We start from the raw sequence: 24388 nt of genomic DNA on the forward strand, positions 1-24388 counted from the left end.
CCTGCCTGGGAGTGTTGCGATTGCCGGGGGGAGCGCTGCCGCCGGTTCATCCATAAAGGCCCCCGTATGTTGACAGGCATCGCCAAGGTTCATAGAGCGCCTGCGAATTATTCGCATTAGCAACTATGACCTGCGGCCTGGCGCCGTCTCTTGGGGGCAGACAAATGAACAAATCCCATTTCCTGGCATCGGCCGGCTTCGTCCTCGCTCTCGGTCTCGGTGCGGCCTCGCCCGCCATGGCCGAGGATCGGGGCACGGCCGATGCGGCCGAGACCGGGGATACGGGCCTGGAAGGCAATGGCGACGCAGGTCAGGAGATCGTCGTCACCGGTTCCTATACCACCAACGAGGAACTGAATTCCGCGACCGGCCTTGGCCTCACCATCCAGGAAACGCCGCAATCGGTAACGGTGATGACCGAACAGCGGATGAAGGACCAGGCGATCCGCACCCTGAGCGACGTCATCAACAATGCCGCCGGCGTTTCGTCCAAGGCGTTCGATTCCTCGCGCAACGGCTTTTCCGCGCGCGGCTTCGCTATCGACAATTACCAGATCGACGGCGTTCCGGTGCAATGGGACGCGGCGACGGCCGCTGGCGAAACCGAGATCGACGTCGCGCTTTACGAGCGGGTCGAGATCGTGCGCGGCGCCACCGGATTGTTGAGCGGCGCCGGCAACCCCTCCGCCTCGATCAACCTGATCCGCAAGCACGCCACCAGCGATCGCCTGGCCGCGGAGATCCTTGCCTCGGCTAGCCGCTGGAACAATTTCTCGATCATGGGCGACATCATGACGCCGATCACCGGCGACGGCACGATCCGCGCCCGCGCCGTGGCCAAATATGAAGAGGGCGATTCCTTCGTCGATCTGCTGCACGACAAGAAGCTGGTATTGTACGGCGTGATCGATGCGGACGTGACGCCCGACACCAGGATCAGCATCGGGGCGAGCTATCAGGACAATAGCCCGCGCGGCACGCTCTGGGGCGGCCTGCCGGTCTGGCACGACGATGGATCGCGCACCGATTGGCCGCGGTCGAAGACGATCGGCGCCGACTGGACCCATTGGTCTTCGGAGAACGAAACCTATTTCGCCCATCTTTCCCAGCGCCTGGGCGCCAATTGGCTGCTGGAGGCCTATGGCACTCTGACCCGCAACACCGGCACGTCGAAGCTTCTCTATATTTCCGGCCAGTCCAATGAGGCGACCGGCCTCGGCCTGTTCGATTTTCCGGCACGATATCTGACCCGCGTCTCGCAGATCGATACCGGTCTTCGGCTCAAGGGCCGCTACCAGCTGTTCGGCCGGGAACATGATCTGATCCTGGGCGCCAGCTATGCCCGGCAGAAGATGAAATTCTATTCCTATGCGGCCGACCAGTTCTTCGGCATCGGCAATTTCAACCTGTGGGACGGTTCCTATCCGGAGCCGGGCTGGGGCCCGGCCAATCTCGACATGGACCTTCGCACGAAGCAATGGGGCTATTTCGGCGCAACCCGGCTGTCGCTGGCGGATCCGCTGAAGCTGATCCTCGGCGCGCGGCTCTCATCCTGGACGCGGGAGGGAATATCCTATGGGTCCGAAGTCGATTTCGGGGACCGCGACAAATTCATTCCCTATGTCGGCTTGCTCTACGACATCGTGCCCGATCACACCGTCTATGCCAGCTACACCAAGATCTTCGACCCGCAGGATTTCCAGGACAGGAACGACGATTTCCTGCCGCCGGTCGACGGCGCCAATTACGAGATCGGCCTGAAGAGCAGCTTCTTCGGCGGCCAGCTCAACACGGCGATCTCCCTGTTCCGGATCGAGCAGAACAATCTCGCCCAGCCGGACATCGTCGTCATCGACCCTATCACCGGCCTGCCCAGGCAGACCTACCGCGCCGCCGCCGGCGCGCGCAGCGAGGGTTTCGAGATCGAGGCCAATGGCGAGGTGCTGCCGGGCTGGAACGTCAGCGTGAACTATACCCAGTTCGAAGCGAAGGATGCGAGTGGCGATGGCGTCAACACGCTCTTCCCGGACAAGCTCCTGCGCCTCTTCACCACTTATGATTTCGAAGCGGGCGCACTTGCCGGCCTCACGATCGGCGGCGGCGTCAATTGGGAAGGGACCAGCTACACCGATACCTTCAACCCGGTGCTGACCGACGGCAATGGCGATCCGCTGCCGGAACGGCTGAAGGTGGAAAGCTATGCCCTGGTCAACCTGATGGCCCGCTATCGCCTGCCGGGCGGCCTGTCGGCGCAGATCAATGTCGAGAACCTGTTCGACAAGAAATATTATTCCCAGATCGGCTTCTACGACCAGCTCGCCTTCGGCGAGCCGCGCAACGTGACGCTGACTTTGGGCTACGCGTTCTAGGAGGCTGTCCCCGCATCTCCTGCCTCTGGTGGACTAAGGACCATTACGGATCGCCGGGTGTCCGGCCCGGCGCCATCGTTCGCGCAATGAATCCACCGTTGGACGGGAGAGGGATATGTTCCGGACGAATGAAGGTCTCGCCGATCGCCTGCTTCGCATTGTCGTCGGGCTTGCTCTTATCGCCATCGTGTTCGTGGGGCCGCAGACGCCCTCGGGATGGATCGGGCTCGTTCCGCTGCTGACCGGTATCGTCGGCTTCTGTCCGCTTTACAGGCTGATCGGTTTCAACACGTGCGGCGTGCCGCGGTGATGCGCGCCCGCTGAATATCTCCTCAAAAGAAGCGCTGCCGTGCCCGCAGCTTCGCGGGATCGGCGGCACGCGTGCGCCCGGGCCACGGCCTGTTCCAATCGTCTCGGCGACAAGCGCAGCATTATGTAGCAAATGCACCAGCCGGCGCCTACCTTCATCATCGTCCACGATGATATAAGGCACCATGACTGATTACGTGGTGGCGGGCCTGGTCAAGAAACGGGCAGAGCTGGCGGGGGAACTCGAAAGCACACACGAACGGCTCCGGGTGCTGGTCAACCAGCTAGAGAGCTTGGACAACACGCTCCGCATTGTGGCGCCTGATATGGAAGTGGAGGCGATACGCCCCGAAGCCTTCCGCCCGCCCGACGATTGGAGCAAGCGCGGCCAAGATGAGCCGCTTGGTGCTGTCGATCCTGAGGCAGACCAAGGAGCCGCTTACATCGCGTGAGATTGCCGCTCAGATGCTGCTGGAACGATCTATGGACTGAGGATACGCGGATGCTTCGGGTCATGACGAAGCGCGTAGGAGCGGCTCTACTGGAGCAGCGAGATCGTGGGCCGGTTGTGTCTCAGGATGGGCCGGGGACCTATCAGCTTTGGGAAGTGGCGCGCTAAGCGCTCTCCAGCATCAATTGTGTGCTTTGGCTTACTGATGGCACCCATCCAGTCTCGTCATGGTCAATACGTCCGTCGTTTTTTAATTTTGAAACCCGCGTTCTCACGGAGTTGATGGTTGTGTGAACACCCAACCGCTTTCTTAGATAATCGAGTATTTGCACGGGAGTTCTAGAACCTTCTCGAACAGCGATCACGATAGCCTTATCTACAGGCATCGGGTGTGACGGCTGGTTGCCTTCGAGCTTGACCGCCGCAGATGCAGGACCATTGATTGCTGCAATCGCCTTGGCAACATCGCTTAGGTCTTTCTCTATAACAGCTTTTTGAGCCTCTAATTCCTTCTGTCGCTCAAGCAGCATTTCAAGAATGGCCATTAGGAAATCCTCCACTAGATGGAGTCATAACCCTGTTTGTAATCATATGCAATATACTTGAGAACAAAGGTGGACTAAGAGTCCAAACATGATAGCTATCTCATGGGGGTTTCATCAAGGGGGTTGACGCAACGTCCATGACGGCTTTATATGGCCGGCAGATACGGTGGCTGAGTGGTTTAAGGCAGCCGACTGTAAATCGGCCGGACTAAGTAGCATTGGTCCCGTGGGTTCGAATCCCACCCGTGTCGCCGATCAAATGGTTGGAGACTCTCAACCCGGACGCCCATGCTACAGCGGCGTCCGGGTCATATTGATTCTTGAAAACTTAATAGATTAGGTTTAGGTAGACTACGCAATCGCGGCAATGCTACCGGCCTCGGCCGTGCCAGATTGTGTTTTGGCGCAAGCCAAATGGCGACACGGAAAAGAATTGGAAAGGCCGTCTTTCGGGACGGCCTTTCTCGTTGATAACGTTATCAACGCTGCCAGTAGTCCGCCCATTTGCGACTGACACCGCTCGCCATCGCCGCATCCGTCACCATCGCGGCCTGAGTGCCGTTAGACACGCGACGGTCATCTTCCCGCCAAGCCATCTCACCAACATAGGCGTTCAGGTACGGACCAGCGATATGATGGTGGGTACCGATTTCAGCGCGACGAAGGCGGCTGAAATAGCTCTCAGGCTGATTGGTACAAACGCCTTCATCCATGAACGCGACCGAGTGATTGACACGCTTCGTGTCCCAACCGGCGTGGAGAGCGTCCCAGCCAGCGCCTTCGTCGGCGTGGATGGTTCTCAGGCGTCACATGACCGTCGAAATAGCCGCCGTCGATCTCGACAACGCCATTGAGCATCCGACCAGCCTGTTCACGCGCCATCGCTTCACGCAGCTTGTGGCTGAGAACGAAGGCGGTCTTGTATTGAACGTCCAGGTCGCGGCTGACCTGGAGAGCGGAAACGCCTTTGGCGCCGTTCACGAAGATGACGATCGCGGCGAGCAGGTCGGTAAGCTCAGCTTGCGCGAAGCGAAGATGGTGCCGCTGGTGACTGAGAACTGGTGATGACAGCCAACGCACTTCAAGCGAGGACGCGGCGGGATGTTGTAGGTTTCGCAGCAGCCGCAACGCGGGCAAGTCGCCTCGCCATTGGTTGCAGCCCAACGGATTTGGCAAAACATCTCGCAAGCCTTGTCGTCGCCCATCTGAAACACAGCCTTAAGGCTGAGAGTGCGGGCGGCGGCGGAGAGGAGAAACTGTTACATGTCATCGTTTCCAGTGCTTATGCGCTGTATATAATGACACTATGACATCGCTTGCAAGGGCAAAAGTACCGTGTATGATGGCATTTGCGACGAATGGAATGGCAAATGGCGGATACAGAGTGGGAAGCGAAGGTTAAGGGACTGCTCAAAGGTGAGCTGAAGCGCCGAAATGTCTCCTATAATCAGCTCGTGGAAAAGCTGGCGGAAATTGGTGTGTCCGAAACAGAACCTAACATTCGGAACAAGCTAGCGCGGGGCAAGTTTACTGCTGTGTTTTTGATTCAATGTCTGGTGGCAATCGGAGCGCAAGATCTTCGGCTGTAAGTCGGCCGTGCAGGTGGGAGACCAAGTTGTCTGATAGAGTGAACGCGCTGGTTGCTCCGGATTCTGTCTTATGCCTCCGCACCTTTTGAAGCTCTCTGCACTCGTTGACTAATTTTCCGAATCCCTGGAAGCAGCTTTCCGAAACGCCAGCCTCACCCGCAAGCTTCAATCCCCGCCCAAAATAATTATCCATATCATCACCAATGTCGCGATCGGTGGTGACGAAGGCAAACCACTGCATTTCTCGAATGAGCGCAGCAAATGCGACCCGCTTTTTGGCTCGAACTTTCGCCATCCGCGCGAACTCAATCCGTTCCGGCTTACATAGCTCCAGTTTAAGGCCGCCTAATTCCCCAACCTGCTCCTTCCACACGTGATACGGCGCCACGAACAGCAGCCTTAAAATCACGAAGGATATGGCCGCAGCACCAATGTAAGCCAAGACGCTATCAGTGGCTGGCACAGGTAGCTCCGTAGCATCGGCGATCGCTGGAACGGCGGAGGCCGCCAAGATTTGAAGCCCATCTGTGACGCGGACTGTTGGCTGGAGCGCCCGCCTGAACACTGCCCCGAGGTATTGCGCATACATCTGCTGATCCTAGCCCGTTACGGCTCCGTTGCAGAGTCCGATTCATGCGCGCACCGGCCTTGCATCGCAGACAGTTGCACCCGCCACCGTACCCGGTGACGTTCGCAATAACGTTGGTGCATTGCTACATAATACCGGACAAGCGATGCGGCCCGATGACCGGGCAGCGCGGCGGATAGCCCGCATGCGTCGCGAATATCATTCTCAGGACGCGCACTTTGATGCACTGTCGCCGTGCATCGGATCGAGCTTCTGGGAATGGAACAAGCGACATGAGCGACCTGATCGTCTGGACCTACGACTGGGTACCGGAAGGGCCACGCGGCTTCGTCCGCGATCTCAGGCTCAGATGGGCGTGCGAGGAGGCCGGCCTTGCTTATTCGGTGCGGACGATCCCGTTCGACCGGCGCGAGACCAATCACCTGTCGCGCCAGCCCTTCGGCCAGGTTCCGTTCCTGAGCGACGGCGCCTTGGAGATGTTCGAAAGCGGCGCCGGCCTGCTGCATCTGGCCCGCAAGAGCGAGACGCTGATGCCCCGCGACCCGGCCGGCGAAGCGGATACCGTGCAATGGATCATCGCCGCGCTCAATTCGATCGAGATGGTGAGCGTTCCCTGGTGGTTCCTCGAAATTTCCGGCGCGAAGGATAATGGCCTGGCCGGCTGGCTGGGAAGCCGCCTCGATCATGTCGAGCGGGTCCTGGACGCGCGGGAATGGCTGGCGGCCGATCGCTTCACGGCCGCCGATCTGCTGATGGCGGACGTCCTGCGCGTCCCGAAGGTCCGCGCGTTCGGCGATCGGCCCGCGACCGAAGCCTATGTGGCCCGCGTGACCGGCCGCCCCGCCTTCGAGAAGGCGCGCGCCGATCAGCTGGCGCATTTCGCCGCGGCCGATCAAAGCAGGTCGGCTGCCGGAGGTTAAAAGCATCGTGCTGAAAAGTGGGTACCGGTTTTCAGCTTTTCACGATGCGGCAGCAAACGTCTCAACATCGTGCTGAAAAGTGGGTACCGGTTTTCAGCTTTTCACGATGCGGCCGAAAACGTCTCAACATCGTGCTGAAAAGTGGGTACCGGTTTTCAGCTTTTCACGATGCGGCCGAAAACGTCTCAACATCGTGCTGAAAAGTGGGTACCGGTTTTCAGCTTTTCACGATGCGGCCGAAAACGTCTCAACATCGTGCTGAAAAGTGGGTACCGGTTTTCGGCTTTTCACGATGCTCTATTCGAATGTCCAGGCGATCCACCCGGCCGATCCGCACCTTCGCCTTTCATCCGCCGGACGAAAGAAGGGCGCCAGTTGCCGGGCGCCCTCCTTCCTCGGCCGAGAGTGGATCAGCGGCAGCGCAGATTGTTTCGGCTGCCGTTGCGGTCGACCTCGCGGCCCAGCGCCCCGCCGGCGACGGCGCCGAGTATCGTGCCCAGGGTGCTGGAGCGGCCGCCGTCCAGTGCATTGCCGAGCAGCGCGCCGGCGCCGGCGCCGATGATCAGGCCGGTCGTGCCGTCGCTCCTGCGGCAATAATAGCGATTGTCGCGCCCGCGATAGATGCGGTCGTTGGCGCTGAGCCGGCGCTCGCGATAATAACGGCCGTCCCGGTAATAATCGTCGGCATAATAAGCGCCGCCGGCGGGCGGGCGATTATAATCGTAGCGGCGGCCCTGGCGCCAATCCTGGCGGCGGGCCTGATTGAGTTCGCGCACGCATTCGCGTCGTTCGTTGCGATATTCGCGGCGGCTGTCGGCATCGCGCAGCTCCCGGTTGCATTCGCGCTGTTCCTGGCGTTCGTTCGATCCGCGGCGCTGGGCCTCGGCCGGCGCCGAGGCCAACGGCATGGCAGTGGCCGCAACCAGGCCGGCTAATATCAGATTACGCATGACTCAAGTCCTTCATTGTTTGGTGGAGCAGTAACGACCGCAGAAGAAGCAAAGTTGCGTGGAGTGAATAAATATATTCGTTCATGTAACCTTCATTTTATTCGCACGAGATCTGCTTTATTCCATCGATATGATGAAAATATCTGGCGGTTCGAAGGTAAAGATTGCGTCGGATTCGTCGCTTGCTCCGTCGAGGATGGACCCGTGCCGATAGCGGGATACTCTAGAGGATAGCGATGCCGCGTGGCTCGAGTCCGTGCAGAATCTGCACTGCTGATACGCTGCGGCAACCCTTTGTCGAGGGTCGATTTGCACTCGCGTGTAAAGAGCTCTTGACAGCTTGTGGTGCCCAGCTGTAAAGAACTCTTTACATTGAGGAGTGGCGTTGGAAAATTTCCTGAAGAGGATGCGCGAGGATCGGGGCTGGAGCCAAGGCGAACTGGCCCGGCGGCTCGGCGTGTCGCGGCAGACGATCAACGCGGTCGAAACCGACAAATATGATCCGAGCCTGCCTCTCGCGCTGCGGATGGCGAAGTTGTTCGGCGTCGCCGTGCCCGCCTTGTTCGTCGATCGCTGGGAACCGGAGGAAGAATGATGGCCACGGACACGCAACTGCCCAAATGGCGCAATTTCATGCGATGGAGCGCCATCGGCGCGATCATCTATTTCGTTCCGCTCGCCTTCGCCCTCATGTTCCGCGACGGCGGCGCCCTGGCGGTCTTCAGATCGACGGAGACCGTGGCAAAGCTGATCCTGGCTCTGATCTTCTCGATGTTTGTCATCGGCTACAGCATGCGGAACGCCCTCACCAACGCGCGCAACGTGCGCTACATCCTGATGCTGGGCGCGCTGGGCATTGTCGTCAGCCTTGCGATCCTGTGGGGTTTCGATGCGCTTCGCGACGCAGGCGCATTCGGCGTGATGCACGTTTCGCAGGCGGTCGCGGCGGGGGCGGGCTTCGCGCTGCTCTTCTTCGCGGTGGTGGGCATCCTCGTCATATCCTATGTCCGCATGACAGGCTTCATGGATGCCGAGGACGTGGCCGAATTGCGGGAGCAGGGCCGCGCCCAATTCTATAGCTGGATCGGTGTCGTGGCGATGGGCATGACCTTGATCCTCCTGGCCATGTCCGGGCCGGGACGGATGGTGCCGCCGGCCGCCGCTTTGGCCGTCGCGCTCGTCCTGATCGCCGCCGCGACGTTATTCGGCTTCCTGCAATGGCGCCTGATGGACGAACTGATGCGCAGGCTGTCGCTGGAGGCGGGCAATATCGCTTTCCTGCTGATCTTCCTGATCGGCGGAGGCTGGGCGATGTTGGCCCATCTCCACTTCGTCGCTCGGCCGACCCCGCTCGACTGGCTGGTGATGCTGATCGGCGTCAGCTTCGTCGCCAGTATCATCGCCACGATCAGGCGCGGATTGTTCGCGGATGGCGCTTCACGCCCATTCAAATGAGATCGATCCGCCAGCGAAGGATGGCCTCTCCACCGTGCGGAACATCGCCTTCCTCCCGGGCCGATACTCTGCCGCCATTCTGCTCGATCACATGCTGCGAGGCCGGATTGGCTTCATCGGTGGTGAGTTCGACCCACGCCAGTCCCTGCGCGCGCGCATGAGGAAGCAACAGCGCCAGAGCCTGGGTGGCATAGCCGCGGCCGCGTTTCCACGGCGGTACGGCATAGCCGATATGGCCATAGGGAAACCAATCGGGCAGCGCGCTGCCGCCCGGCCACCAGCGGAGAGCTATGGAGCCGCAAAAGTCCCCATCCCGGATCCATCTCGTGATGCCCGGCAGGCGTGGCGACATGCTCCCATCGACGCGCCTGATCGGCGGCCCGACGCCTTCGGGATCGTCGAGCGAGGCTTCGCCTACAGCGTCTCGATCTCGCGGCGAAGACGGAGCCGCTGGGACGCATAGCCGTTGACGCGCCCGCTATGGAGGCAGGTCCGGATATGGTGCAGACGGCAGGAAATGGACGCGACCTTGCGCAGTCTTTCGCGGTGCGCGCCTTCTTGGTGAAGGAGATCGAGAGCGCGGTGGATCTGGGCTTCCGCGGCAGGGCCGATCGGCTCGCCGGCGTCGAGGCTGCGGCGGACCGTGCTGCTGACGCTCGCGACGATCGTGTCGCCGCGATCCGGCATCTCGAACGGGGCTTTGACAGCCTGCATCACCGTATCTCCATCGCACGGCCTTACCGGAACATGGTTAAGGAAGGCTTGGTTGCCCGAGGCCGGGCAAGCCCTAAGCTGCTTCGACGAACCAGGACGTGCGATGTAAAGGAACCGACTCCGCAATCGTGGCGGCCCTGGCTTGAAGGACGTGCGGATGGCTGAGGTGATGCGGCAGGGCGTGGTGGACGATGTGGATGCGATCACCGCCCTCACACGATCGGCTTATGCCAGATGGGTTCCGCTGATCGGCCGCGAACCGCGACCGATGCAGGCCGATTATGCTTCTGCCATTACCCGGCACCGTTTCGATCTTCTCTTTGCCGGGACTGAGCTGGTGGCCCTCATAGAAACCGTGCTGCGGCCCGAGGACCTGCTGATCGTGAATGTAGCGGTCGCACCTACTTTCCAGAAGCGGGGATATGGCCGGAAGCTGCTCGCGCATGCCGAGGATCTGGCGGCACGGGCCGGACGAATATGCGTCCGTCTCTATACGAATGCGCGCTTCGAAGAGAATCTGAGCCTCTATTCCTCGTTGGGATATGCCGCGGAACGGGAGGAAGTGCTCGAGGTCGGCGTGGTCATTCACATGGTCAAGCGACTGGCTTGATCCTTGTATCCGCTTCGGCCCTATCGGTGCCGAAAATCATCCTCTGAAATCATTTGCTGCCCGCCCTCCACCATGGCTTCAATCGATCGCCTCCACGCCTTCCGCCTTCAGGCGGGCGAGATGGTCCTTCATTTCCTTCAGCCGCTCGGGCGGGTGGCCCGTCCATTCCGTGACCTCGCCGGTGACGCGGAGCGGCTCGCGGGAGCGGTAGGAAAGGGTCGGGTTGCCGGGGAATTTCTTGTCGGTGAGGTTGGGATCGTCCACGAAAGGCCCGGTCGGCTCGACGATGTAGATCCGTTCCCGTCCATCGCCGGCGGCCAGTTCGGCGCCCCAGATGGCCGCGTCCAGCGTGCCGGTGAGATAGACCCAGGAGGCCTGCTTGCCGGCGCCGTAGTTGGAATTGTAGCCGGCCGCGATCAGGTCTCCCGGCTTCAGGTCGGCCCGCGTGCCATGATAGAATATCCTCGAATGCCTATCGTCGCCGGCCGTCATCTTCCTGCTGCTCGTTCCTTTCGTCCCGGGCGGGCGTTGCGCCGGGCCGGACGGTCTTCAGCTGCGCGGCCGGCATGGCCGCCCCGCGCCGCTCCCCTCATTATTTCCGGTTCTTGCGCGCGGCATAGCGCGCGTCCCGCTCCGCCTTGCGCTCGGCTTCGGTCTTGGTCGGTGCCGCCGCTTTGGCTTCCGCCGCGGCCTTGGCGGCCTTCGCTTCCTTCGCTTCCTGCTCGGCGGCCTTCCTGGCGGCGCGTTTCTCCTGTTCCGCGGCTTCGCGCTTCAGGCGGGCGGCCTGCCGCTCGGCAAGGATCTTCTCGTCGACCGGCGGCTTGGCCCGCAATTTGTCCAGGGCCTTCTGCTTGGCTTCCGCGGCGCGATCGATCCGCTCCTGAAAAGATGGATCCTTATACGATTTCATTACGGCTGATGCTCCTCATATGAATGGTTCGATGTCGTTGCCCGGCGTCGCCGAAGTCCGATCGGATCGCGCTGTTTCGTCCTTCATCGCGCTCGAAATAGGCCGCGCCGGAGGCGCAAGGCCGGCGCCGGCGACGCCATCGGCGAAGATCGGCTCTCGGCATGGTCCGGCCGCCATAGAGAAACATCGCCCGGCTTAGAACCGTAAAAAAGCGCCAGGCGTGGAACGACCGCGTTCGATCCGCCCATATCTTCGCGGCGCAGCGTACCGGGCGCCGGATCCCCTGTGCTGCCGGCGGGCGAGTCCATTCAGACTCTAGGCCGGGATCGGCGGCACCTGCATCCTGGGATGCTCGCCCTGCGGCAGCCGTGCTTCGATCCATGCCACGATATCATCCAGCACCTGCTCGCGGCCAATATCGTTGAGCAGATCGTGGACATGGCCTTCGTAGAGCTTGAGCGCCTTGTCGGCCGAACCGGCTTCGTCGAAGAATAGCTGGCTGCCCTCCGGCCGCGTGGCCTTGTCCGCGGTGCCGTGCAGGATCAGCAGAGGCAATGTGATCCGGCCGAATTCGCGCTTCAGCCGCTCGTCGGCGCGGGCGAGCGCGGCGACCGTCGCGACCGGCTGCGACTCCTTTTGGATCAACGGGTCCGCGTTCAATTGCGCGACCCAATCCGGATCGCGGGAGAAATCCTCGTTCTTCAGCGTCAGGGCGTGGACATGGGGTATGACGTGGCTGGCGCCCTCCACCAGCTTGAGGGCGAAATCGGGCGCATAGACCTGGAATGCGAAACTTTCGCAGATCAGCCCGGAAAGCCTGTCCTGATGATCGAGGGCATAGCTGCAGGAGACGACGCCGCCCGCACTATGGCCGAGCAGGTAGAGCGGGAGATCGGGATGGCCGGAGCGGGCCGCTTCGATCGTCAGCGAAAGGTCAGAGACATAATCGTCTATGCTTTCGACATAATAACGCTCGCCGTCGGATTTTCCCCGGCCGCGCAGGTCGAGCGCGGTGACGGCGAAACCGCGCTGCGCCAACGCCTCGCCGGCCCGCACATATTGGCCGCCATGCGAATTGACGCCGTGGCAGATGACGAGATTCGCCTTGGCGGGGCCGCCGGGTTCGAAATGGCGGGCGAAGATCCTTCCGCCGGTTCCGTCGAGCCAATGTTCCGTGGCGGAGATGTTCGCGGCGTTCGTCATGGCAGCCTCCTCGACATCGGGATGAGTCGCGCCTTCGATGTTACGCGCGATCGGTGACGGGCAGAAGTCGCGGATCGCGCATTCCCGCTATCCGCTATCCGCTATTCGCTTTCCGCTATCCGGCGGACGCAGGAGGGGCCGCCCCGCGCCCGCCTCAATCCTCGACGATCTTGCTATGGTCGCGCGTGTCGCGCATCCGCAGATAGACGATCAGCGACACCGCGATCATGCCCGTGACATACCAATAGAAAGCGCGTTCGATGCCCGTATCCTTGAACCAGAGCGCGGCATATTCGGCCGTGCCGCCGAACAAGGTATTGGCCAGCGCATAGGGCAAGGCGACGCCCAGGGCGCGGATATGGGCGGGGAACAGTTCCGCCTTCACCACCGCGTTGATCGACGTGTAGCCGGTGACGATGACGAGCGCGCCCAGCACCAGCGCGAAGGCGGCCAATGGGCTCCGCACCGTCTCCAGCATCGTGAAGATGGGAACGGTCAGCAGCACGCCGGATATGCCGAAGGCGATCATGATCGGCTTGCGCCCGATCCGGTCGGACAGGGCGCCGGCCGCCGGCTGCAGCAGCATGTAGATGAACAGGGCCGCCGCCGTGACGGCGGTCGCGGTCTCCCGGTCGAAGCCGGTCGTGTTGACCAGGAATTTCTGCATGTAGGTCGTATAGGCGTAGAAAGCGAGCGTGCCGCCGGCCGTCAGCGCCATCACCAGCAGGGCCTCCTTCGGATGATCGCGCAGCAGCGCCAGGCCGCTCGATTTCGGCGCGCCGGCCGCCTTGGCATTGGCGAAGCTCTGCGTCTCGGTGAGCCGGCGCCGCAGATAGAAGACGACGATGGCGAGGATGGCGCCGATGCCGAAGGGAATGCGCCAGCCCCAGCTTTCCAGCGCCGCTTCGGACATGCTGGCCTGCAGCACCAGCAGCACCGCCAGCGCGGTGAGCTGTCCTGAGATCAGCGTCACATATTGGAAGCTGGAATAGAAGCCGCGATGCCTGCGGCCGGCCATCTCGCTCAGATAGGTGGCGCTGGCGCCATATTCGCCGCCGACGCTCAGCCCCTGCATCAGCCGCGCCAGGACCAGGATCGCCGGCGCCCAGGTGCCGATCGACGCATAACCGGGCGTGACCGCGATCAGCAGCGATCCCGCGCACATCAGGCTCACCGACAGGGTCAGACCCGCCTTGCGCCCGCGCCGATCGGAATAGATGCCCATCGCCCAGGCGCCGACCGGCCGCATCAGGAATCCGACCGCGAACACCGCCGCCGCGCTCAGCAGCTGCGCGGTACGATCGCCGGCCGGAAAGAAGGCCGGCGCGAAATAGAGGGTGAAGGCGGAATAGACGTACCAATCATACCATTCGACCAGATTGCCGGTCGATCCGCCGATGATGTTGCGCAGGCGATGCGCCCGATCCGTTGGTCCGTCCACGCCGTTCATTTCCCCGCCCGCAATCCGTCGCCACGGACGACAACGAAAGTCGTGCCGCGTCAAGTGCGGAGGAGCCTCACGATCTCCGCCGCCGCCCGCGAGCCGTTCGCGATCCGGCGTCTTCGCCGATGCGAAAGGCCCGACCGGCCTTATGCTGTCGGATGCTCGCCGGATCGCCGGGCGAGCGCAGGCCGCCGCCCCCGGCCGACATTCCTGTTTCCAAGCGGCGCTTTGCACGGCATCCTCCGATCGACGGGAGATTGAAGATGACGATGACCATCACCGCCTTCGAAGCCTCGCCCGACGAAGGCGAGGGCATGGCGCGCGACATGCGGGTGCGCTGGGCGCTGGAGGAATTGGGTCTGCCCTACGACGTCCGTCTTCTCTCCTTCGCCGCGATGAAGGCGCCGGCCCATCTCGCGCTTCATCCGTTCGGCCAGATCCCGACCTATGAAGAGGGCGGGCTCGTCCTGTTCGAATCCGGATCGATCATCCTCCATCTCGCCGAGCGCCATGCCGGGCTGCTGCCGGACGATGCCGATAAGCGGGCGCGTGCCATCACCTGGATGTTCGCGGCGCTCAACACCGTCGAACCGCCGATCGTGGAATGCGAGGCCTTCATGATCCTGGAACGGGACAGAAGCTGGTATCGGGAACGCCTGCTCATGCTGCAGGATCGTATCCGCGTCCGCCTGGGCCAGCTCTCCGACCGGCTCGGCGCCGCCGATTGGCTGGACGGCCCGTTCGACGCCGGCGATCTGATGATGGTGATGGTGCTGCGCCGTCTGGAAGGCTGGGGCATATTGGAGGAATATCCGAACCTTGCCGCTTATGTCGCCCGCGGCGAGGCACGGCCGGCCTACCGGCGCGCCTTTGCCGATCAGCGGGCAGTGTTCGAGGCGTCGCAGGCGGGCGGCAGCGGGGAAGGGGAAAATGCATGACGAAACATCGCATCTACACGACCAGCGTCGCGAGCATTTATCCGCTCTATATCACCAAGGCGGAACGGAAGGGGCGCACCAAGGCGGAAGTGGACGAGATCTTCCGCTGGCTCACGGGCCACAGCCAGGAGACGCTGGACGCCGAGCTGGCGAACAAGACCAATTTCGAGGATTTCTTCGCCCGGGCGCCCCGGATGAACCCGGCGCGGTCGCTGATCACCGGCAAGGTCTGCGGCATCCGCGTGGAAGAGATCGAGGACCCTGTCATGCGGGAAGTCCGCTACCTCGACAAACTGATCGACGAGCTCGCCCAAGGCAGGAAGATGGAGAAGATATTGCGGGCTTAGGCCATGATCCTTTCAGATGGGATCAACCTGAACATCATGGTCTAAACATTTGGCGATTGCGCAGTTTACAAACCAAGCGTCAGTTGGCTGAAATACAGCGGTATTCGCGTGCAGTGTTCTCCAGTTTCAGTCCTGCAATGGCTTTTTTGCACTCGTCGTTGTCGCCATAATATCCGAATATCAGGCCAACCCTCTCCCATTCGCCCGTCATGTTCATCATCTCAATCCATTGGTCAGCATCGGAACCGACCCGATTGTTTTTAACGTGCCTCGAAAGGGCGTCAGAACCAGCGACGCCATCGCCTTCACCGCAAGCAGCCAGAAGCGACAGGGCGATAAAAAGAGCGGTCAGCCTCACTCCGGTTTCTCCACCGGCTTATGCTTCACCGGCTTGCGCAGCCTGTCCCTTAAGTGCTGATCGTCGTCGTCGCATTTAAGCTCGCGCGCGGCCTCCTTGAACTTGCCAGATTGGGTTTTTTGCTCATCCATGTGAAGCCTTTCTAACTGGAGCGAGCGGCAACCCATCACTGCTTCTCATAGACATATCTGTCGCCGGTGACCTTCCCGGTGGGATCGGCGGCGGTCCACAGGTAGCGGAAGGTCATTTTCTTGCCGTCCTCCGAAATGTCGACCTGCAGCCGCGCGAGGTCCTTGCCCTTCAGCTGTACGGTCCAGAGCGCGGAATCCGCGTCCGTCTTCACGACCTTGAAGGCGTCCATGCCGGGCCCCGGCTGCGGCGTGACCTTTCCATAGGCATAAGGAAGATGGGTGACATGCTTCTTGCCGTTTTCGGCCTCCATCTCCAGCGTCTCGGTGATCATCACGCCGTCGGCGGTGGGCGCGAAGACGAATTCCTTGTTCTTGACGCCCGGATCCTGGGCGATAGTCGATCTCGCCTTGTTGAGCCGCCAGGTGCCGAGGAAGGGATCGCCGGCCGCATCGGCCGCGGCCGGCAGCGGCAGCGACGCCAGGGCGAATCCGGCGAACCAGTGCATCATCGTCTTCATGGCGCTTTCCTTCCTGTGCGGCCGCAGGCCTGGGCCGGCGGCGACATTATGCCACTTGCCGGGGCGGAACAATCGGTTGCCGGCCGGGGCCGGGAAGGGTCGCTGCGGCATTATCCTGCCGGGGGGCGAGACGGCGGAACGGTGGTGCGATGGTGGACTCTCCCGATTTGACAGGCCCGATTTGACAGGGCCGGCCATCCTGGGCACTTAGCCTTTTCCACCCATAGTCGAAGGAACCGAAGCTCGCCGCCTGGCGGGCAAAGCGCGATGTCATGACCGAATTCCTGTCGATCCCAGTTTCTCTCATGCCGGCCGGTCTACCGCTTTGGCTCGAGGTCCTGATCGGGCTGTCCGTGCTCGCGGCCGTGGCCGGATTGGCCAATTTCATCGTCAAGAAGATCGTCTGGAAACTGGCGGCGCGGCTGCTGCCGGACGATGGGCCGAACCCGGTGAAGATCGTCGCGCGGCTGGCCAATATCGTCCCGGCGCTGATCGTCGCCCGCGGGATCGAAGCGGTGCCGCATATCCCGGCGGCCGCCGTCACCGTCGCCGGCAACGTCGCCGCCGCCTTCATCATCCTGACCATCGCGCTGGCGATCGGCAATGCGCTGAGCCTGGCCAACGCGCTCTACGAACGGCGGCCGGATGCCGCGAGCCGGCCGATCAAGGGCTATGTCCAGGTCCTCAAGATCCTGCTCTTCACGGGCGCGGCCATCCTCATCGTCGCGGCGCTGATGGAACAATCGCCGCTGCTATTGCTGTCCGGCCTGGGGGCGATGGCGGCGGTGCTGATGCTCGTCTTCAAGGATACGATCCTGTCCCTGGTCGCATCGGTGCAGCTCACCTCCAACGACATGCTGCGCGTGGGCGACTGGATCGAAATGCCGCAGCTCAGCGCCGACGGGGATGTGATCGACATCGCCCTGCACACCGTGAAGGTGCAGAATTGGAACATGACGATCACCACCATCCCGACGCACCGCCTGATCGCCGAAAGCTACAAGAACTGGCGGGGAATGTCGGAAACGGGCGGGCGCAGGATCAAGCGCTCCCTGCTGATCGACCAGAACAGCATAGGCTTCCTGACGGGCCATGACGAAGCAAGGCTGCGCCGCTTCGCGCTGATCGACGCCTATCTGGATCGCAAGGTGAGCGAGATCGACGATTGGAACTTGCGTCTGGCCGAGGCCGGCCGCGAGCCGGTCAACGGCCGCCGGCTGACGAATATCGGCACATTCCGGGCCTATGTCTTCGCCTATCTCAAGGCGCATGGCCGCATCGCCCAGGACATGACCCTTTTGGTCCGGCAATTGCAGCCGACGCCGCAGGGTCTGCCGCTGGAAATCTATTGCTTCACCAGCACCACGGCCTGGGGTGATTATGAGAATATCCAGGCCGACATCTTCGATCACCTGCTGGCGATCCTGCCGGAATTCGGCCTGCGGCTATTCCAGGAGCCGAGCGGCCTCGATCTGAGGCGCATGCTGGCCGCCTGAATTGCGAAGGTTGGGGAAGAGGCGTTCCGCGGCTTCGGCAAGATGCCCGGCGCCCTCGGTGCCCCGTCCGGGCTTGGGCGGGATCGCGAGGCCGATCAGTCCGGCATAGATATGGCTTCGCGTTTCGGCGTCAGGGGAGAGCATGAGCGAGGGCCTTTCCGAGTTTGCGGGGATCGACGAGGCAATGGTCTTCCACCAGGCGGTAGAGATCGGCCTGGCTGTCTTCACAGGCGCAGGCCGGGGCCGAAGCCGGAACCTCGCCTTGGCGGGCAGCGGCGAGGCCTTCGCACAGGTCGATATTGGCGAGATGGCGGGCGACGGCCTCGGCGATCCTCTGTTCGTCGCTGCGCCAGTCGCGCGCCTGGTCGATCTGTTCGATCAGGCGGCGGCGCGTTTCGGATATCATGTTCGAGGCTGGGGAGCGGCGCGGGAAGGGGAATGCGTCTCGTCTTCCAGCCTCATGCACACCGCCTCCCGATAGGGCTGGCTAAATATGCGATAATCGGATAATTGTCAAGTCAGCTTTTGTCCGATCTATCCGAATGCCGTGTCTTCATGCGGCGGGGATGCGGCTTTGGATCGAATGCGGTTCGGATCCTCCTGCCGCTACAGCGGCGCGCCCTGCCACACCACGCGGCCGATCACCCGCACAGGATGTTCGCCGAGGAAGAGGGTGCGGTGGAGCTCGTTCGCGGAAGCGGGCTCGAAGCGCGCTGGGTTGGACCGGTACAGCTTCACCTGGGCGTCATGTTCGTCATTCTCGATCAGATAGACCTTGTCGTTGTAGAGCTGGGTCTGGTCGGGATCGACGATCGCGAAGCCGCCGTCAGGAATGATCCGGTCCATGCTGTCGCCCTTCACCTCGACGGCGAAGGCCTTGGCGCCGGCGACGTGGGTGGGGACGGGCATGGCGCCGCCGCCCGGCGCGAGGATCGCCTCCTTCCAGTTGCCGGCCGAGGTCAGGCCGATGATCGGCACCACCCGCACCGACGGCGTCCGGCTGATGCCCAGGAAGGAATAGATGAGCTCCGCCTCCTCCACCTTCACCCGGCGGCTGCCCTTCAGGATGTTGGAGATGGCGGATTGGTTGAGGCCGGTGACCTGCGCCAGCGCCGCCTGCGTCACCCTGGGCGGGCCGTCCATGGCGGTTCGGACCAGATCGAGATCGAAGGGCGATTGCACCATTTCGGACCTATTGCATGGAAAGGAGGCAATTTGCAAATTTCGGATAATCAAGGTCGACATATATCCGATTATCGGATAAGAACAAAGCATGAACTTCAATCATCCGAGTCGCTCCTTTCCTGTCCCGCCCACCGCCGGACAGGCTTCCACCCAATCTTTCGGCCACCAACCTTTTCCCCGGCCACCTTCCGCACAGGACCGTCGCTGGCCCATCCGCGCCTTGGCCGCCGGGGCCGCGATCGCGGTGACCTTTTGCCTGTTCGCGGTCACGCTCTCCCTGCTCGGCGAGGCGGTCGACGATTCCCCGGAGGATCGGGCCGGCGGCCTGGCGCATGGCGACCTTCCTTCGCTTCCGGCCGGCTTCCTCCCTGCCGGAGCCGCCGCGCCTTTTCAGGTCGTGTCGGTGCCGCGGACGGCACGGAAGGCGGCAAGATGATCTACCAGCCTGCATCTTCGGTGATGAACCAGCTCGTCGCCCGCGCCGAGGCGGTGACCGGGATCGAAGCCGGATCGCTTCGGGCCCGCGCCCGGGAGACCTTGATCTGCCATGTCCGGTTCGCGGTGATGGCGCTGGCGCGCGAGCGCGGGCTCGGCCTGGCGCGGATCGCCAAGGGGCTTGGCGGCCGCGACCATAGCACCATCATCAGCGGGCTGAAGCGTGCCGAGGCGCTCCGCGCCGATCCGGATTTCGCGAAGCTGCTGGAGGCGATCGCGAAATGAGCTTCCGGACACCTCTCCCTGTTCTCAAGGACGCGATCGGACAGGTCTTCGAACGCGGCCGCGCCGATGCGATCCGGCCCGAATTTTGGGCGGCCACGCATCGGCGGGCGCCGGCCGAGATCGCCGCTTTGGTGGAGGCCGTGCGCGCCGATCGCATCACCCGCGCGCCGCCCAATGTCGCCGACCTGCCGTTTGGAGAGGGAAAATGATCGGCGCCCATACCTTGCGCGCCCTCGTCGGCGCCGGCCTTTCCTCGGATCAGATCCTGGCGGTGGTGGACGCGCTGGAGGCCGATGCGCGCCCGCGCGACCGCAGCGCTGCCGAACGGCAGCGCCGCCGCCGCGACCGGCTGCGCGCCGAAGCGGGCGGGGAGGGGTCGGCTGCCGGACAATTCGCATTCGACGCGGCCGGCGGAGGCTCCGCCGCCGCGGCCGCGCGGATGGAAGTCGTGGCTGCGCCTGCCGCGCAACCCGTCGCGCCCGGCGCCGACACCAGAGTCACGGCCGGAGTCACGGGCGAAAATACGGGCTGCGTCACGGCGCCGGACGCCGCGAATGTCACGGACGGCGCGGCCCCCCTTGATGAATATATATCTAATCCCCCCACTCCAACCCTAACCCCTGAAGGGGTTGCCCCTTCGGCTGCGAAAGGAAGGAAGCGGGCCCAGCGCCTGCCCGACGATTTCGCGATGCCGGAGGATTGGAAGCTCTGGGCCGGGGCCGAGCGGGGCTGGGATCCGAAGGCGATCGAGACCGAGGCGGCGAACTTCGCCGATTATTGGCAGGCGCGGGGATCGGGCGCCGCCAAGCGCGACTGGCGCAAGGCCTGGCAGCATTGGGTCCGCAACGCCAAGCGGCCCGATGGCGGCCATCGCGAAGCCGCCGCGCGCACCCCGGAACAGCATGCGAAAGCGGCGGAGGAACATGCCGCGCGGCTGGAACGGATCGGCCGCGCCGAGGATGCGGCCGAGATTCGCCGCCGCTGGTCGACCGGACCGCCCCGTCCGCCGCTCGACTGCTTGCCGCCGGCGCTTCGGTCGGGATTGGAGCGGTCGCAGGCACCAACGGAGTGAAATGCGTGAAAGCGATCAGGGACGTGATGCGGAAAATCAGGAGCGGGAGCGAATTCATGGGGAAAGCGGCGAGCAGGAAGATCAGAAAGGCGCGGACGCCCGAGGACCAGGCGCTGGCGCTGGCGCGCAATGTCGGCGTGCCGGAGGCGCAAAGGATCCGCGGCGACCTCCGCGTCGTGCCGGTCGCCAACCGCACCGAGGCCGAGCAGCGCCATGCGGTCCGTTCCGGCGAGACCCGGACGGTGCGCAAGCTCACCCGCATCGAGAAATTGCAGCGCGCCGGCACCATCGCCCCGCACGAAGCCGCCGCCTGCGCCTGGTATGCCGCCGCCCACGAGCTCGGCTATGCGACTTTGGGCATCACCGGCAGCTACGAACGGATCGGGGAGGGCGGACGCGGGCAGGGCGCGAGGGCGATGTGCCATTTGCCGCGTTACAAGGCGCAGGAAGAAGCCCGCGCCGATTATGCCTATGGCCGCGAGGCGATTCCGCCTTTCCTGCTGCCCTTGTTCGAACGCGTCGTGCTGGCCGGCGAGAGCATGAGCGATGCCGGCGGCGCATTGTGGGAAGACCTCGCCAAGGCGCAACGATCGAGCAAGCTCGCATCGGCCTTCCGGCTGGCGGCGAACAAGCTGCACGAGCGGGTCGGGCATATGCTGTCGGTGGAGTGAGGGATTTCCGGCAAGGTGGATCCGTCGTTACGCTGCCAACCGGCTTCCCGCTGCCCACGCGCTTCGGCAGGATCCGGATAACGTTCCGGCGCACGCGGGCGGATAGCCCCGGCCGTTCGCGCGTTCGTCCCCTTATGCCGCGTTATTTCTTCAACATCTGCAGCGACGCATTCGAGGAGGTCGACATTGTCGGCCGGACGTGCCGGGACGATGTCGAGGCATTGTCGGAAGCGATGAGCGCTGCCGGCCTGGTGCTGCGGGAAAGGCTGCGGAGCGACGCGATCTGCCTCGCCGGCACGATCGAGGTTGAGGATGAAGGGCACCGGCGGGTGCTCAGCCTGCCGCTGCGGGCGGCGACCTACTGATCCGATCCGGACCGATCCGGCCTTTGCAATGTCCATGAAATCTGGTCCTGTGTAGCGCGCAGGGGCGGGCAGGGGGAATCGATGAGATTATCGGCAGGATTTGCGGGGCTGTCGGTCGCGCTGGGCATGGCGACGCCGGCCGCGACCGAGCCGCGCCAGCCGACCGGCAAATGGGTGCTGAGCTTCGCAGACGGGCAATGCGTCGCCATGCGGGATTATGGCCCGGCCGATGCGCCTTCGTCCTTGCTGATCAAGGCGTCGCCGCTGGGCACTGCGATGCAGCTTTCCGTGATGCGACAGGCCCAGGGTCCCACGGATCCGAAGGAACAGGGGGTGACGCTCCGCTTCGGCGAGAATTCGCCGTTCAAGACCAAGCTCCTGTCCTACATGATCGGCGAAACCGGCACGCATGCCATGCGGATCAATCTGTCCAACGAGGATTTTGCGCCGCTGCGCCAGGCCAAAAGCATGTCGATCGCGTCCGGTGACGAGATCGACGACAGTTTCGCGCTGGGGCCGATGGATAAATTGGCGGCGGCGATGGATAATTGCCTGAAGGATATCCAGGTCTATTGGAACATCGATGAAGGGCCGGCGGCCCGGCTCCGGAGCCGGGCCGAATCCAAACATAATCTTGCCGCTTATCTTGCCGACGGGGATTATCCGGATGTGGCGATCAGGAAGGAAAGCGACGGCGAAGTCGGCTTCGTCTTGCTCGTCGACGATAGCGGCCGGGTCGCGGACTGCATGGTCACGGAAACGAGCGAAGTACCGATCCTGGATGCGCAAGCCTGCGCGCTGCTGAGCAAGCGGGCGCGCTTCACGCCGGCTGTCGGTGCCGACGGAAAGCCGGCGCGTGACTGGGTGAAAGCGCGTATTCGCTGGCGCATACCGAACAGGGGCACGAGGATCGACGAATAAGGATCGTCGCGAGCCTCGGTCTACCGATCAGCCGCCGGCCATGTCCGCCAGGTCCATGAAATTGCGCGCCGCCTCGCGGTCCTGCTCCTCCTCGAATGAATCGAGATCCGGCGCGTCGCCCAGCATGTACATGAGCGCCCACAGGGCGAAACGGCGGCCGCGATCCTGCTCCAGTCCGAAATCGACCTTCATCTGGTCGATGCCGGCGGCCAGCGCGCCCGGTTGGATGGCGGCGATGTCGGTGGTGGCGAAATAACGCAGCAGCTGGTCTTCGAAATTCATCCTTGCTCCCGGCGGATCATGTGGCCTGGCGCGCTCTATGCGCCCGATGTCCGGGGCAGGGAAGGCCGATGGCGCGCCGGCACGGCCGGCGCCATCGGGGACCGGACCGGCCGAGGTGCCTGGAAGGATCCAGAATCGCATTGCGCCTATTCCCCTGGGACTGAGCCTTAGACCTGGACGACCATGCTCAGCACGTTCGAGGACAGATAGAGACGCTCCCGGACATGATCCGGCAGCAAGTCGCTCAGCAGCCGGTCGAAGCCGGGCCGGTCGCCCTCCGAGGCCAGCGCGAACATGCGGGCGACCAGGGCCTCGTCATGGCTGAGGAAGGCGCAGCAGGGCGGACTGACGCAGAAGGGCTCGGGCCAGGCGGTGCCGATCTCCTCCATCAGCAGATGGAGATGGGCGGCCGCCCGCCGGGATCCGAGCCGCGCGGCGGCGGCACCGAGAGGACATTGCCGCGTCCGCCGCGCGACGATCGACAGGCGCAAGGCCGATACGATCCGCGCAGGGCTTTCATGCAAATCCTGCAGTCTCGGCCGCGCGGCCAGCATCTCTATCAGCATGTTCATCTCCTGCGACTCGATTATCGCTATTGAGAATGAATCGCAACTGTAGATGTCGAAGGCTCGCCGTAGCGCGTGGTAGTCCTCGTCCTTTCGAGACCTGGACCTGAACGCCTGGCATCGGCGTCCGCCCATGCGGCGTACTGGCACTGCTCGCGCCCTCCAGCCGCAGAGGGTGGCCGGACCGCCAGCGGCCTCGCACGCACGATTTCCGGGAATGTCGGTCGGTCGCTTCCCGCATGGGGGGAGGCGGCCCTCGCGGGGGTCAATTGGTTAAGAAAAATTTAACCATTGCAGAGGATAAAGGCAGCGTGAGGTACATAATCATCGCGACTGCAGTCCTGATGGCGTTCGATGCCGCCGCCTTTCAAGGCGCGTATCTGGTCGCTGTCATGACCCATGTCGTTACCCTTATAGATCAATTCTGGTCCCTGGACTGGCGCTGGGTGGGTTGACCCGCCTGCGTCCGGACATTGAATCATCAAAGGCCGAACGAAGCGGCCCCGGATCGTCGCAGCGGACAAGCTCTCGCGACGAGGTCGCCTTGGTCCTCCAGCGTCCTCATCCTTTATATCGAGCGGGTGGCGCCCGGCGCAGAGACGGAAAGCATTCATCACCGTCTGGACGGACGCGCGCGCCAAGGGATGAAGGCGCGCGGCGAATCCGATTAATCGCGACGCCGCAGTCCGGGCACGAAGCCCGGTCGGGGGATCATCCGACGAACATACTAACGGAAAAACAAAGGAAAACCGGGCGCGCT

Annotated in this window: 35 protein-coding genes, 1 tRNA gene and 1 pseudogene; 20 read left to right on the top strand and 17 right to left on the bottom strand. The window is 63.0% G+C overall.

Annotation, left to right across the window (positions count from 1 at the left end):
* Nucleotides 1–164: 164 nt before the first annotated feature.
* The 3 genes from RQX22_RS13770 to RQX22_RS13780 all read left to right on the top strand — a co-directional run bounded on the left by RQX22_RS13770 (nt 165) and on the right by RQX22_RS13780 (nt 3130).
* Nucleotides 165–2369 carry a TonB-dependent siderophore receptor gene (locus RQX22_RS13770; protein WP_315727127.1) on the top strand — a complete coding sequence of 735 codons (2205 nt, stop codon included), beginning with the start codon at nt 165–167 and terminating at the stop codon, nt 2367–2369.
* A gap of 115 nt (nt 2370–2484) precedes the next feature.
* Entirely contained in the window at nt 2485–2679 is a 195-nt protein-coding gene (locus RQX22_RS13775; protein WP_315727128.1) for a YgaP family membrane protein, read from the top strand.
* A 184-nt stretch (nt 2680–2863) separates the two neighbouring features.
* Nucleotides 2864–3130: a hypothetical protein gene (locus RQX22_RS13780; protein ID WP_315727129.1), complete on the top strand. Its 267-nt coding sequence runs from the start codon at nt 2864–2866 to the stop codon at nt 3128–3130.
* Nucleotides 3131–3293: 163 nt separating this feature from the next.
* Here the strand turns inward: RQX22_RS13780 and RQX22_RS13785 are convergent, their stop codons facing one another.
* Nucleotides 3294–3674: a hypothetical protein gene (locus RQX22_RS13785; RefSeq protein WP_315727130.1), complete on the bottom strand. Its 381-nt coding sequence runs from the start codon at nt 3672–3674 to the stop codon at nt 3294–3296.
* A 160-nt stretch (nt 3675–3834) separates the two neighbouring features.
* Between RQX22_RS13785 and RQX22_RS13790 the strand changes: the two genes are divergently transcribed.
* Nucleotides 3835–3925 (top strand) — tRNA-Tyr (locus RQX22_RS13790).
* Between the two features lie 228 nt (nt 3926–4153).
* On the opposite strand, the pseudogene RQX22_RS13795 reads toward RQX22_RS13790, so the two are convergent.
* A pseudogene (locus tag RQX22_RS13795) lies at nt 4154–4888 on the bottom strand (transposase).
* A 156-nt stretch (nt 4889–5044) separates the two neighbouring features.
* On the opposite strand from RQX22_RS13795, the gene RQX22_RS19345 reads away from it, so the two are divergent.
* The gene (locus RQX22_RS19345) at nt 5045–5263 is read left to right on the top strand and encodes a DUF6471 domain-containing protein (protein WP_410001645.1); all 219 of its coding nucleotides are present in this window, start codon (nt 5045–5047) and stop codon (nt 5261–5263) included.
* On the opposite strand, the gene RQX22_RS13800 is transcribed toward RQX22_RS19345, so the two are convergent.
* The gene (locus tag RQX22_RS13800; RefSeq protein ID WP_315727131.1) at nt 5202–5852 is read right to left on the bottom strand and encodes a hypothetical protein; all 651 of its coding nucleotides are present in this window, start codon (nt 5850–5852) and stop codon (nt 5202–5204) included. The two genes, RQX22_RS19345 and RQX22_RS13800, sit on opposite strands and share 62 nt — an antisense overlap.
* Before the next feature lie 272 nt (nt 5853–6124).
* On the opposite strand from RQX22_RS13800, the gene RQX22_RS13805 reads away from it, so the two are divergent.
* Nucleotides 6125–6772, top strand: coding sequence for a glutathione S-transferase family protein (locus tag RQX22_RS13805; protein ID WP_315727132.1), 648 nt, complete (start codon nt 6125–6127; stop codon nt 6770–6772).
* A 410-nt stretch (nt 6773–7182) separates the two neighbouring features.
* On the opposite strand, the gene RQX22_RS13810 is transcribed toward RQX22_RS13805, so the two are convergent.
* Entirely contained in the window at nt 7183–7722 is a 540-nt protein-coding gene (locus RQX22_RS13810; RefSeq protein ID WP_315727133.1) for a glycine zipper 2TM domain-containing protein, read from the bottom strand.
* A 385-nt stretch (nt 7723–8107) separates the two neighbouring features.
* On the opposite strand from RQX22_RS13810, the gene RQX22_RS13815 reads away from it, so the two are divergent.
* Together RQX22_RS13815 and RQX22_RS13820 are read left to right on the top strand one after the other, a co-directional pair.
* Entirely contained in the window at nt 8108–8317 is a 210-nt protein-coding gene (locus tag RQX22_RS13815) for a helix-turn-helix transcriptional regulator (RefSeq protein ID WP_315727134.1), read from the top strand.
* Nucleotides 8314–9177 carry a hypothetical protein gene (locus tag RQX22_RS13820; RefSeq protein WP_315727135.1) on the top strand — a complete coding sequence of 288 codons (864 nt, stop codon included), beginning with the start codon at nt 8314–8316 and terminating at the stop codon, nt 9175–9177. Before RQX22_RS13815 ends, RQX22_RS13820 begins: the two co-directional genes overlap by 4 nt.
* Here the strand turns inward: RQX22_RS13820 and RQX22_RS13825 are convergent.
* Together RQX22_RS13825 and RQX22_RS13830 are read right to left on the bottom strand one after the other, a co-directional pair.
* Nucleotides 9170–9529 carry a GNAT family N-acetyltransferase gene (locus RQX22_RS13825; RefSeq protein WP_315727136.1) on the bottom strand — a complete coding sequence of 120 codons (360 nt, stop codon included), beginning with the start codon at nt 9527–9529 and terminating at the stop codon, nt 9170–9172. The genes RQX22_RS13820 and RQX22_RS13825 overlap by 8 nt on opposite strands.
* Nucleotides 9530–9591: 62 nt before the next feature.
* A complete protein-coding gene (locus tag RQX22_RS13830) occupies nt 9592–9891 on the bottom strand; it encodes a hypothetical protein (RefSeq protein WP_315727137.1) in 300 nt (99 codons plus the stop codon).
* A gap of 157 nt (nt 9892–10048) precedes the next feature.
* On the opposite strand from RQX22_RS13830, the gene RQX22_RS13835 reads away from it, so the two are divergent.
* A complete protein-coding gene (locus tag RQX22_RS13835; RefSeq protein WP_315727138.1) occupies nt 10049–10501 on the top strand; it encodes a GNAT family N-acetyltransferase in 453 nt (150 codons plus the stop codon).
* 78 nt (nt 10502–10579) lie between these two features.
* Here the strand turns inward: RQX22_RS13835 and arr are convergent, their stop codons facing one another.
* The 4 genes from arr to RQX22_RS13855 form a co-directional block, all read right to left on the bottom strand.
* Complete coding sequence (gene arr, locus RQX22_RS13840) at nt 10580–10993, bottom strand: NAD(+)--rifampin ADP-ribosyltransferase (protein ID WP_315727139.1); 414 nt, start codon at nt 10991–10993, stop codon at nt 10580–10582.
* A gap of 100 nt (nt 10994–11093) precedes the next feature.
* Nucleotides 11094–11411: a DUF6481 family protein gene (locus RQX22_RS13845; RefSeq protein WP_315727140.1), complete on the bottom strand. Its 318-nt coding sequence runs from the start codon at nt 11409–11411 to the stop codon at nt 11094–11096.
* 315 nt (nt 11412–11726) lie between these two features.
* Nucleotides 11727–12614, bottom strand: coding sequence for an alpha/beta hydrolase (locus tag RQX22_RS13850; RefSeq protein WP_315727141.1), 888 nt, complete (start codon nt 12612–12614; stop codon nt 11727–11729).
* Nucleotides 12615–12768: 154 nt separating this feature from the next.
* Nucleotides 12769–14064 carry an MFS transporter gene (locus RQX22_RS13855; RefSeq protein WP_315727142.1) on the bottom strand — a complete coding sequence of 432 codons (1296 nt, stop codon included), beginning with the start codon at nt 14062–14064 and terminating at the stop codon, nt 12769–12771.
* Nucleotides 14065–14321: 257 nt separating this feature from the next.
* Between RQX22_RS13855 and RQX22_RS13860 the strand changes: the two genes are divergently transcribed.
* The gene (locus tag RQX22_RS13860; protein WP_315727143.1) at nt 14322–14996 is read left to right on the top strand and encodes a glutathione S-transferase family protein; all 675 of its coding nucleotides are present in this window, start codon (nt 14322–14324) and stop codon (nt 14994–14996) included.
* Nucleotides 14993–15343, top strand: coding sequence for a DUF2200 domain-containing protein (locus tag RQX22_RS13865; RefSeq protein WP_315727144.1), 351 nt, complete (start codon nt 14993–14995; stop codon nt 15341–15343). The genes RQX22_RS13860 and RQX22_RS13865 overlap by 4 nt, the downstream gene beginning before the upstream one ends.
* Nucleotides 15344–15422: 79 nt before the next feature.
* Here the strand turns inward: RQX22_RS13865 and RQX22_RS13870 are convergent, their stop codons facing one another.
* The 3 genes from RQX22_RS13870 to RQX22_RS13880 are packed head-to-tail and all read right to left on the bottom strand — an operon-like array spanning nt 15423 to nt 16350.
* The gene (locus RQX22_RS13870; protein WP_315727145.1) at nt 15423–15701 is read right to left on the bottom strand and encodes a hypothetical protein; all 279 of its coding nucleotides are present in this window, start codon (nt 15699–15701) and stop codon (nt 15423–15425) included.
* Entirely contained in the window at nt 15698–15832 is a 135-nt protein-coding gene (locus tag RQX22_RS13875; protein ID WP_315727146.1) for a hypothetical protein, read from the bottom strand. The genes RQX22_RS13870 and RQX22_RS13875 overlap by 4 nt, the downstream gene beginning before the upstream one ends.
* 35 nt (nt 15833–15867) lie before the next feature.
* Nucleotides 15868–16350, bottom strand: a complete 483-nt coding sequence (locus RQX22_RS13880; RefSeq protein ID WP_315727147.1) for a hypothetical protein — start codon at nt 16348–16350, stop codon at nt 15868–15870.
* Nucleotides 16351–16622: 272 nt separating this feature from the next.
* Here RQX22_RS13880 and RQX22_RS13885 point away from each other — a divergent pair, with 272 nt between their 5' ends.
* Nucleotides 16623–17846, top strand: a complete 1224-nt coding sequence (locus tag RQX22_RS13885; protein ID WP_315727148.1) for a mechanosensitive ion channel family protein — start codon at nt 16623–16625, stop codon at nt 17844–17846.
* A gap of 130 nt (nt 17847–17976) precedes the next feature.
* Here the strand turns inward: RQX22_RS13885 and RQX22_RS13890 are convergent, their stop codons facing one another.
* Nucleotides 17977–18252: a hypothetical protein gene (locus RQX22_RS13890; RefSeq protein WP_315727149.1), complete on the bottom strand. Its 276-nt coding sequence runs from the start codon at nt 18250–18252 to the stop codon at nt 17977–17979.
* A 200-nt stretch (nt 18253–18452) separates the two neighbouring features.
* Nucleotides 18453–19031: a LexA family transcriptional regulator gene (locus tag RQX22_RS13895; RefSeq protein ID WP_315727150.1), complete on the bottom strand. Its 579-nt coding sequence runs from the start codon at nt 19029–19031 to the stop codon at nt 18453–18455.
* Nucleotides 19032–19251: 220 nt separating this feature from the next.
* Between RQX22_RS13895 and RQX22_RS13900 the strand changes: the two genes are divergently transcribed.
* From RQX22_RS13900 to RQX22_RS13930, 7 genes are all read left to right on the top strand, one after another.
* The gene (locus RQX22_RS13900) at nt 19252–19467 is read left to right on the top strand and encodes a hypothetical protein (RefSeq protein WP_315727151.1); all 216 of its coding nucleotides are present in this window, start codon (nt 19252–19254) and stop codon (nt 19465–19467) included.
* Nucleotides 19464–19751: a helix-turn-helix domain-containing protein gene (locus tag RQX22_RS13905; protein WP_315727152.1), complete on the top strand. Its 288-nt coding sequence runs from the start codon at nt 19464–19466 to the stop codon at nt 19749–19751. The genes RQX22_RS13900 and RQX22_RS13905 overlap by 4 nt, the downstream gene beginning before the upstream one ends.
* Nucleotides 19748–19960: a hypothetical protein gene (locus RQX22_RS13910; RefSeq protein ID WP_315727153.1), complete on the top strand. Its 213-nt coding sequence runs from the start codon at nt 19748–19750 to the stop codon at nt 19958–19960. The genes RQX22_RS13905 and RQX22_RS13910 overlap by 4 nt, the downstream gene beginning before the upstream one ends.
* Nucleotides 19957–20823, top strand: a complete 867-nt coding sequence (locus RQX22_RS13915; RefSeq protein WP_315727154.1) for a hypothetical protein — start codon at nt 19957–19959, stop codon at nt 20821–20823. The genes RQX22_RS13910 and RQX22_RS13915 overlap by 4 nt, the downstream gene beginning before the upstream one ends.
* A gap of 5 nt (nt 20824–20828) precedes the next feature.
* Entirely contained in the window at nt 20829–21494 is a 666-nt protein-coding gene (locus tag RQX22_RS13920; protein ID WP_315727155.1) for a hypothetical protein, read from the top strand.
* A 134-nt stretch (nt 21495–21628) separates the two neighbouring features.
* On the top strand, nt 21629–21859 hold the full coding sequence (locus tag RQX22_RS13925) for a DUF6894 family protein (RefSeq protein WP_315727156.1): 231 nt from the start codon (nt 21629–21631) through the stop codon (nt 21857–21859).
* Between the two features lie 81 nt (nt 21860–21940).
* Nucleotides 21941–22780, top strand: a complete 840-nt coding sequence (locus RQX22_RS13930) for an energy transducer TonB (protein ID WP_315727157.1) — start codon at nt 21941–21943, stop codon at nt 22778–22780.
* Nucleotides 22781–22807: 27 nt separating this feature from the next.
* On the opposite strand, the gene RQX22_RS13935 is transcribed toward RQX22_RS13930, so the two are convergent.
* Entirely contained in the window at nt 22808–23062 is a 255-nt protein-coding gene (locus RQX22_RS13935; RefSeq protein ID WP_315727158.1) for a hypothetical protein, read from the bottom strand.
* A gap of 167 nt (nt 23063–23229) precedes the next feature.
* Nucleotides 23230–23634, bottom strand: a complete 405-nt coding sequence (locus tag RQX22_RS13940) for an addiction module antidote protein (RefSeq protein WP_315727159.1) — start codon at nt 23632–23634, stop codon at nt 23230–23232.
* A gap of 305 nt (nt 23635–23939) precedes the next feature.
* Here RQX22_RS13940 and RQX22_RS13945 point away from each other — a divergent pair, with 305 nt between their 5' ends.
* Nucleotides 23940–24083 carry a hypothetical protein gene (locus RQX22_RS13945; protein ID WP_315727160.1) on the top strand — a complete coding sequence of 48 codons (144 nt, stop codon included), beginning with the start codon at nt 23940–23942 and terminating at the stop codon, nt 24081–24083.
* The last annotated feature ends 305 nt before the right edge of the window (nt 24084–24388 follow it).

The organism is Sphingosinicella rhizophila (genome assembly GCF_032378825.1).
Lineage (GTDB): Bacteria > Pseudomonadota > Alphaproteobacteria > Sphingomonadales > Sphingomonadaceae > Allosphingosinicella > Allosphingosinicella rhizophila.

Excerpts from the sequence above, each read along its gene's own strand:
- RQX22_RS13830 (WP_315727137.1), bottom strand. The coding sequence starts at position 9,891 with ATGCAGGCTGTCAAAGCCCCGTTCGAGATGCCGGATCGCGGCGACACG.
- RQX22_RS13895 (WP_315727150.1), bottom strand. The coding sequence starts at position 19,031 with ATGGTGCAATCGCCCTTCGATCTCGATCTGGTCCGAACCGCCATGGAC.
- RQX22_RS13940 (WP_315727159.1), bottom strand. The coding sequence starts at position 23,634 with ATGAACATGCTGATAGAGATGCTGGCCGCGCGGCCGAGACTGCAGGAT.
- RQX22_RS13775 (WP_315727128.1), top strand. The coding sequence starts at position 2,485 with ATGTTCCGGACGAATGAAGGTCTCGCCGATCGCCTGCTTCGCATTGTC.
- RQX22_RS13785 (WP_315727130.1), bottom strand. The coding sequence starts at position 3,674 with ATGGCCATTCTTGAAATGCTGCTTGAGCGACAGAAGGAATTAGAGGCT.
- RQX22_RS13800 (WP_315727131.1), bottom strand. The coding sequence starts at position 5,852 with ATGTATGCGCAATACCTCGGGGCAGTGTTCAGGCGGGCGCTCCAGCCA.
- RQX22_RS13875 (WP_315727146.1), bottom strand. The coding sequence starts at position 15,832 with ATGGATGAGCAAAAAACCCAATCTGGCAAGTTCAAGGAGGCCGCGCGC.
- arr (WP_315727139.1), bottom strand. The coding sequence starts at position 10,993 with ATGACGGCCGGCGACGATAGGCATTCGAGGATATTCTATCATGGCACG.
- RQX22_RS13855 (WP_315727142.1), bottom strand. The coding sequence starts at position 14,064 with ATGAACGGCGTGGACGGACCAACGGATCGGGCGCATCGCCTGCGCAAC.
- RQX22_RS13905 (WP_315727152.1), top strand. The coding sequence starts at position 19,464 with ATGATCTACCAGCCTGCATCTTCGGTGATGAACCAGCTCGTCGCCCGC.
- RQX22_RS13915 (WP_315727154.1), top strand. The coding sequence starts at position 19,957 with ATGATCGGCGCCCATACCTTGCGCGCCCTCGTCGGCGCCGGCCTTTCC.
- RQX22_RS13890 (WP_315727149.1), bottom strand. The coding sequence starts at position 18,252 with ATGATATCCGAAACGCGCCGCCGCCTGATCGAACAGATCGACCAGGCG.
- RQX22_RS13910 (WP_315727153.1), top strand. The coding sequence starts at position 19,748 with ATGAGCTTCCGGACACCTCTCCCTGTTCTCAAGGACGCGATCGGACAG.
- RQX22_RS13825 (WP_315727136.1), bottom strand. The coding sequence starts at position 9,529 with ATGTCGCCACGCCTGCCGGGCATCACGAGATGGATCCGGGATGGGGAC.
- RQX22_RS13880 (WP_315727147.1), bottom strand. The coding sequence starts at position 16,350 with ATGAAGACGATGATGCACTGGTTCGCCGGATTCGCCCTGGCGTCGCTG.
- RQX22_RS13835 (WP_315727138.1), top strand. The coding sequence starts at position 10,049 with ATGGCTGAGGTGATGCGGCAGGGCGTGGTGGACGATGTGGATGCGATC.
- RQX22_RS13770 (WP_315727127.1), top strand. The coding sequence starts at position 165 with ATGAACAAATCCCATTTCCTGGCATCGGCCGGCTTCGTCCTCGCTCTC.
- RQX22_RS13780 (WP_315727129.1), top strand. The coding sequence starts at position 2,864 with ATGACTGATTACGTGGTGGCGGGCCTGGTCAAGAAACGGGCAGAGCTG.
- RQX22_RS13850 (WP_315727141.1), bottom strand. The coding sequence starts at position 12,614 with ATGACGAACGCCGCGAACATCTCCGCCACGGAACATTGGCTCGACGGA.
- RQX22_RS13865 (WP_315727144.1), top strand. The coding sequence starts at position 14,993 with ATGACGAAACATCGCATCTACACGACCAGCGTCGCGAGCATTTATCCG.
- RQX22_RS19345 (WP_410001645.1), top strand. The coding sequence starts at position 5,045 with ATGGCGGATACAGAGTGGGAAGCGAAGGTTAAGGGACTGCTCAAAGGT.
- RQX22_RS13930 (WP_315727157.1), top strand. The coding sequence starts at position 21,941 with ATGAGATTATCGGCAGGATTTGCGGGGCTGTCGGTCGCGCTGGGCATG.
- RQX22_RS13885 (WP_315727148.1), top strand. The coding sequence starts at position 16,623 with ATGACCGAATTCCTGTCGATCCCAGTTTCTCTCATGCCGGCCGGTCTA.
- RQX22_RS13860 (WP_315727143.1), top strand. The coding sequence starts at position 14,322 with ATGACGATGACCATCACCGCCTTCGAAGCCTCGCCCGACGAAGGCGAG.
- RQX22_RS13805 (WP_315727132.1), top strand. The coding sequence starts at position 6,125 with ATGAGCGACCTGATCGTCTGGACCTACGACTGGGTACCGGAAGGGCCA.
- RQX22_RS13845 (WP_315727140.1), bottom strand. The coding sequence starts at position 11,411 with ATGAAATCGTATAAGGATCCATCTTTTCAGGAGCGGATCGATCGCGCC.
- RQX22_RS13925 (WP_315727156.1), top strand. The coding sequence starts at position 21,629 with ATGCCGCGTTATTTCTTCAACATCTGCAGCGACGCATTCGAGGAGGTC.
- RQX22_RS13810 (WP_315727133.1), bottom strand. The coding sequence starts at position 7,722 with ATGCGTAATCTGATATTAGCCGGCCTGGTTGCGGCCACTGCCATGCCG.
- RQX22_RS13820 (WP_315727135.1), top strand. The coding sequence starts at position 8,314 with ATGATGGCCACGGACACGCAACTGCCCAAATGGCGCAATTTCATGCGA.
- RQX22_RS13935 (WP_315727158.1), bottom strand. The coding sequence starts at position 23,062 with ATGAATTTCGAAGACCAGCTGCTGCGTTATTTCGCCACCACCGACATC.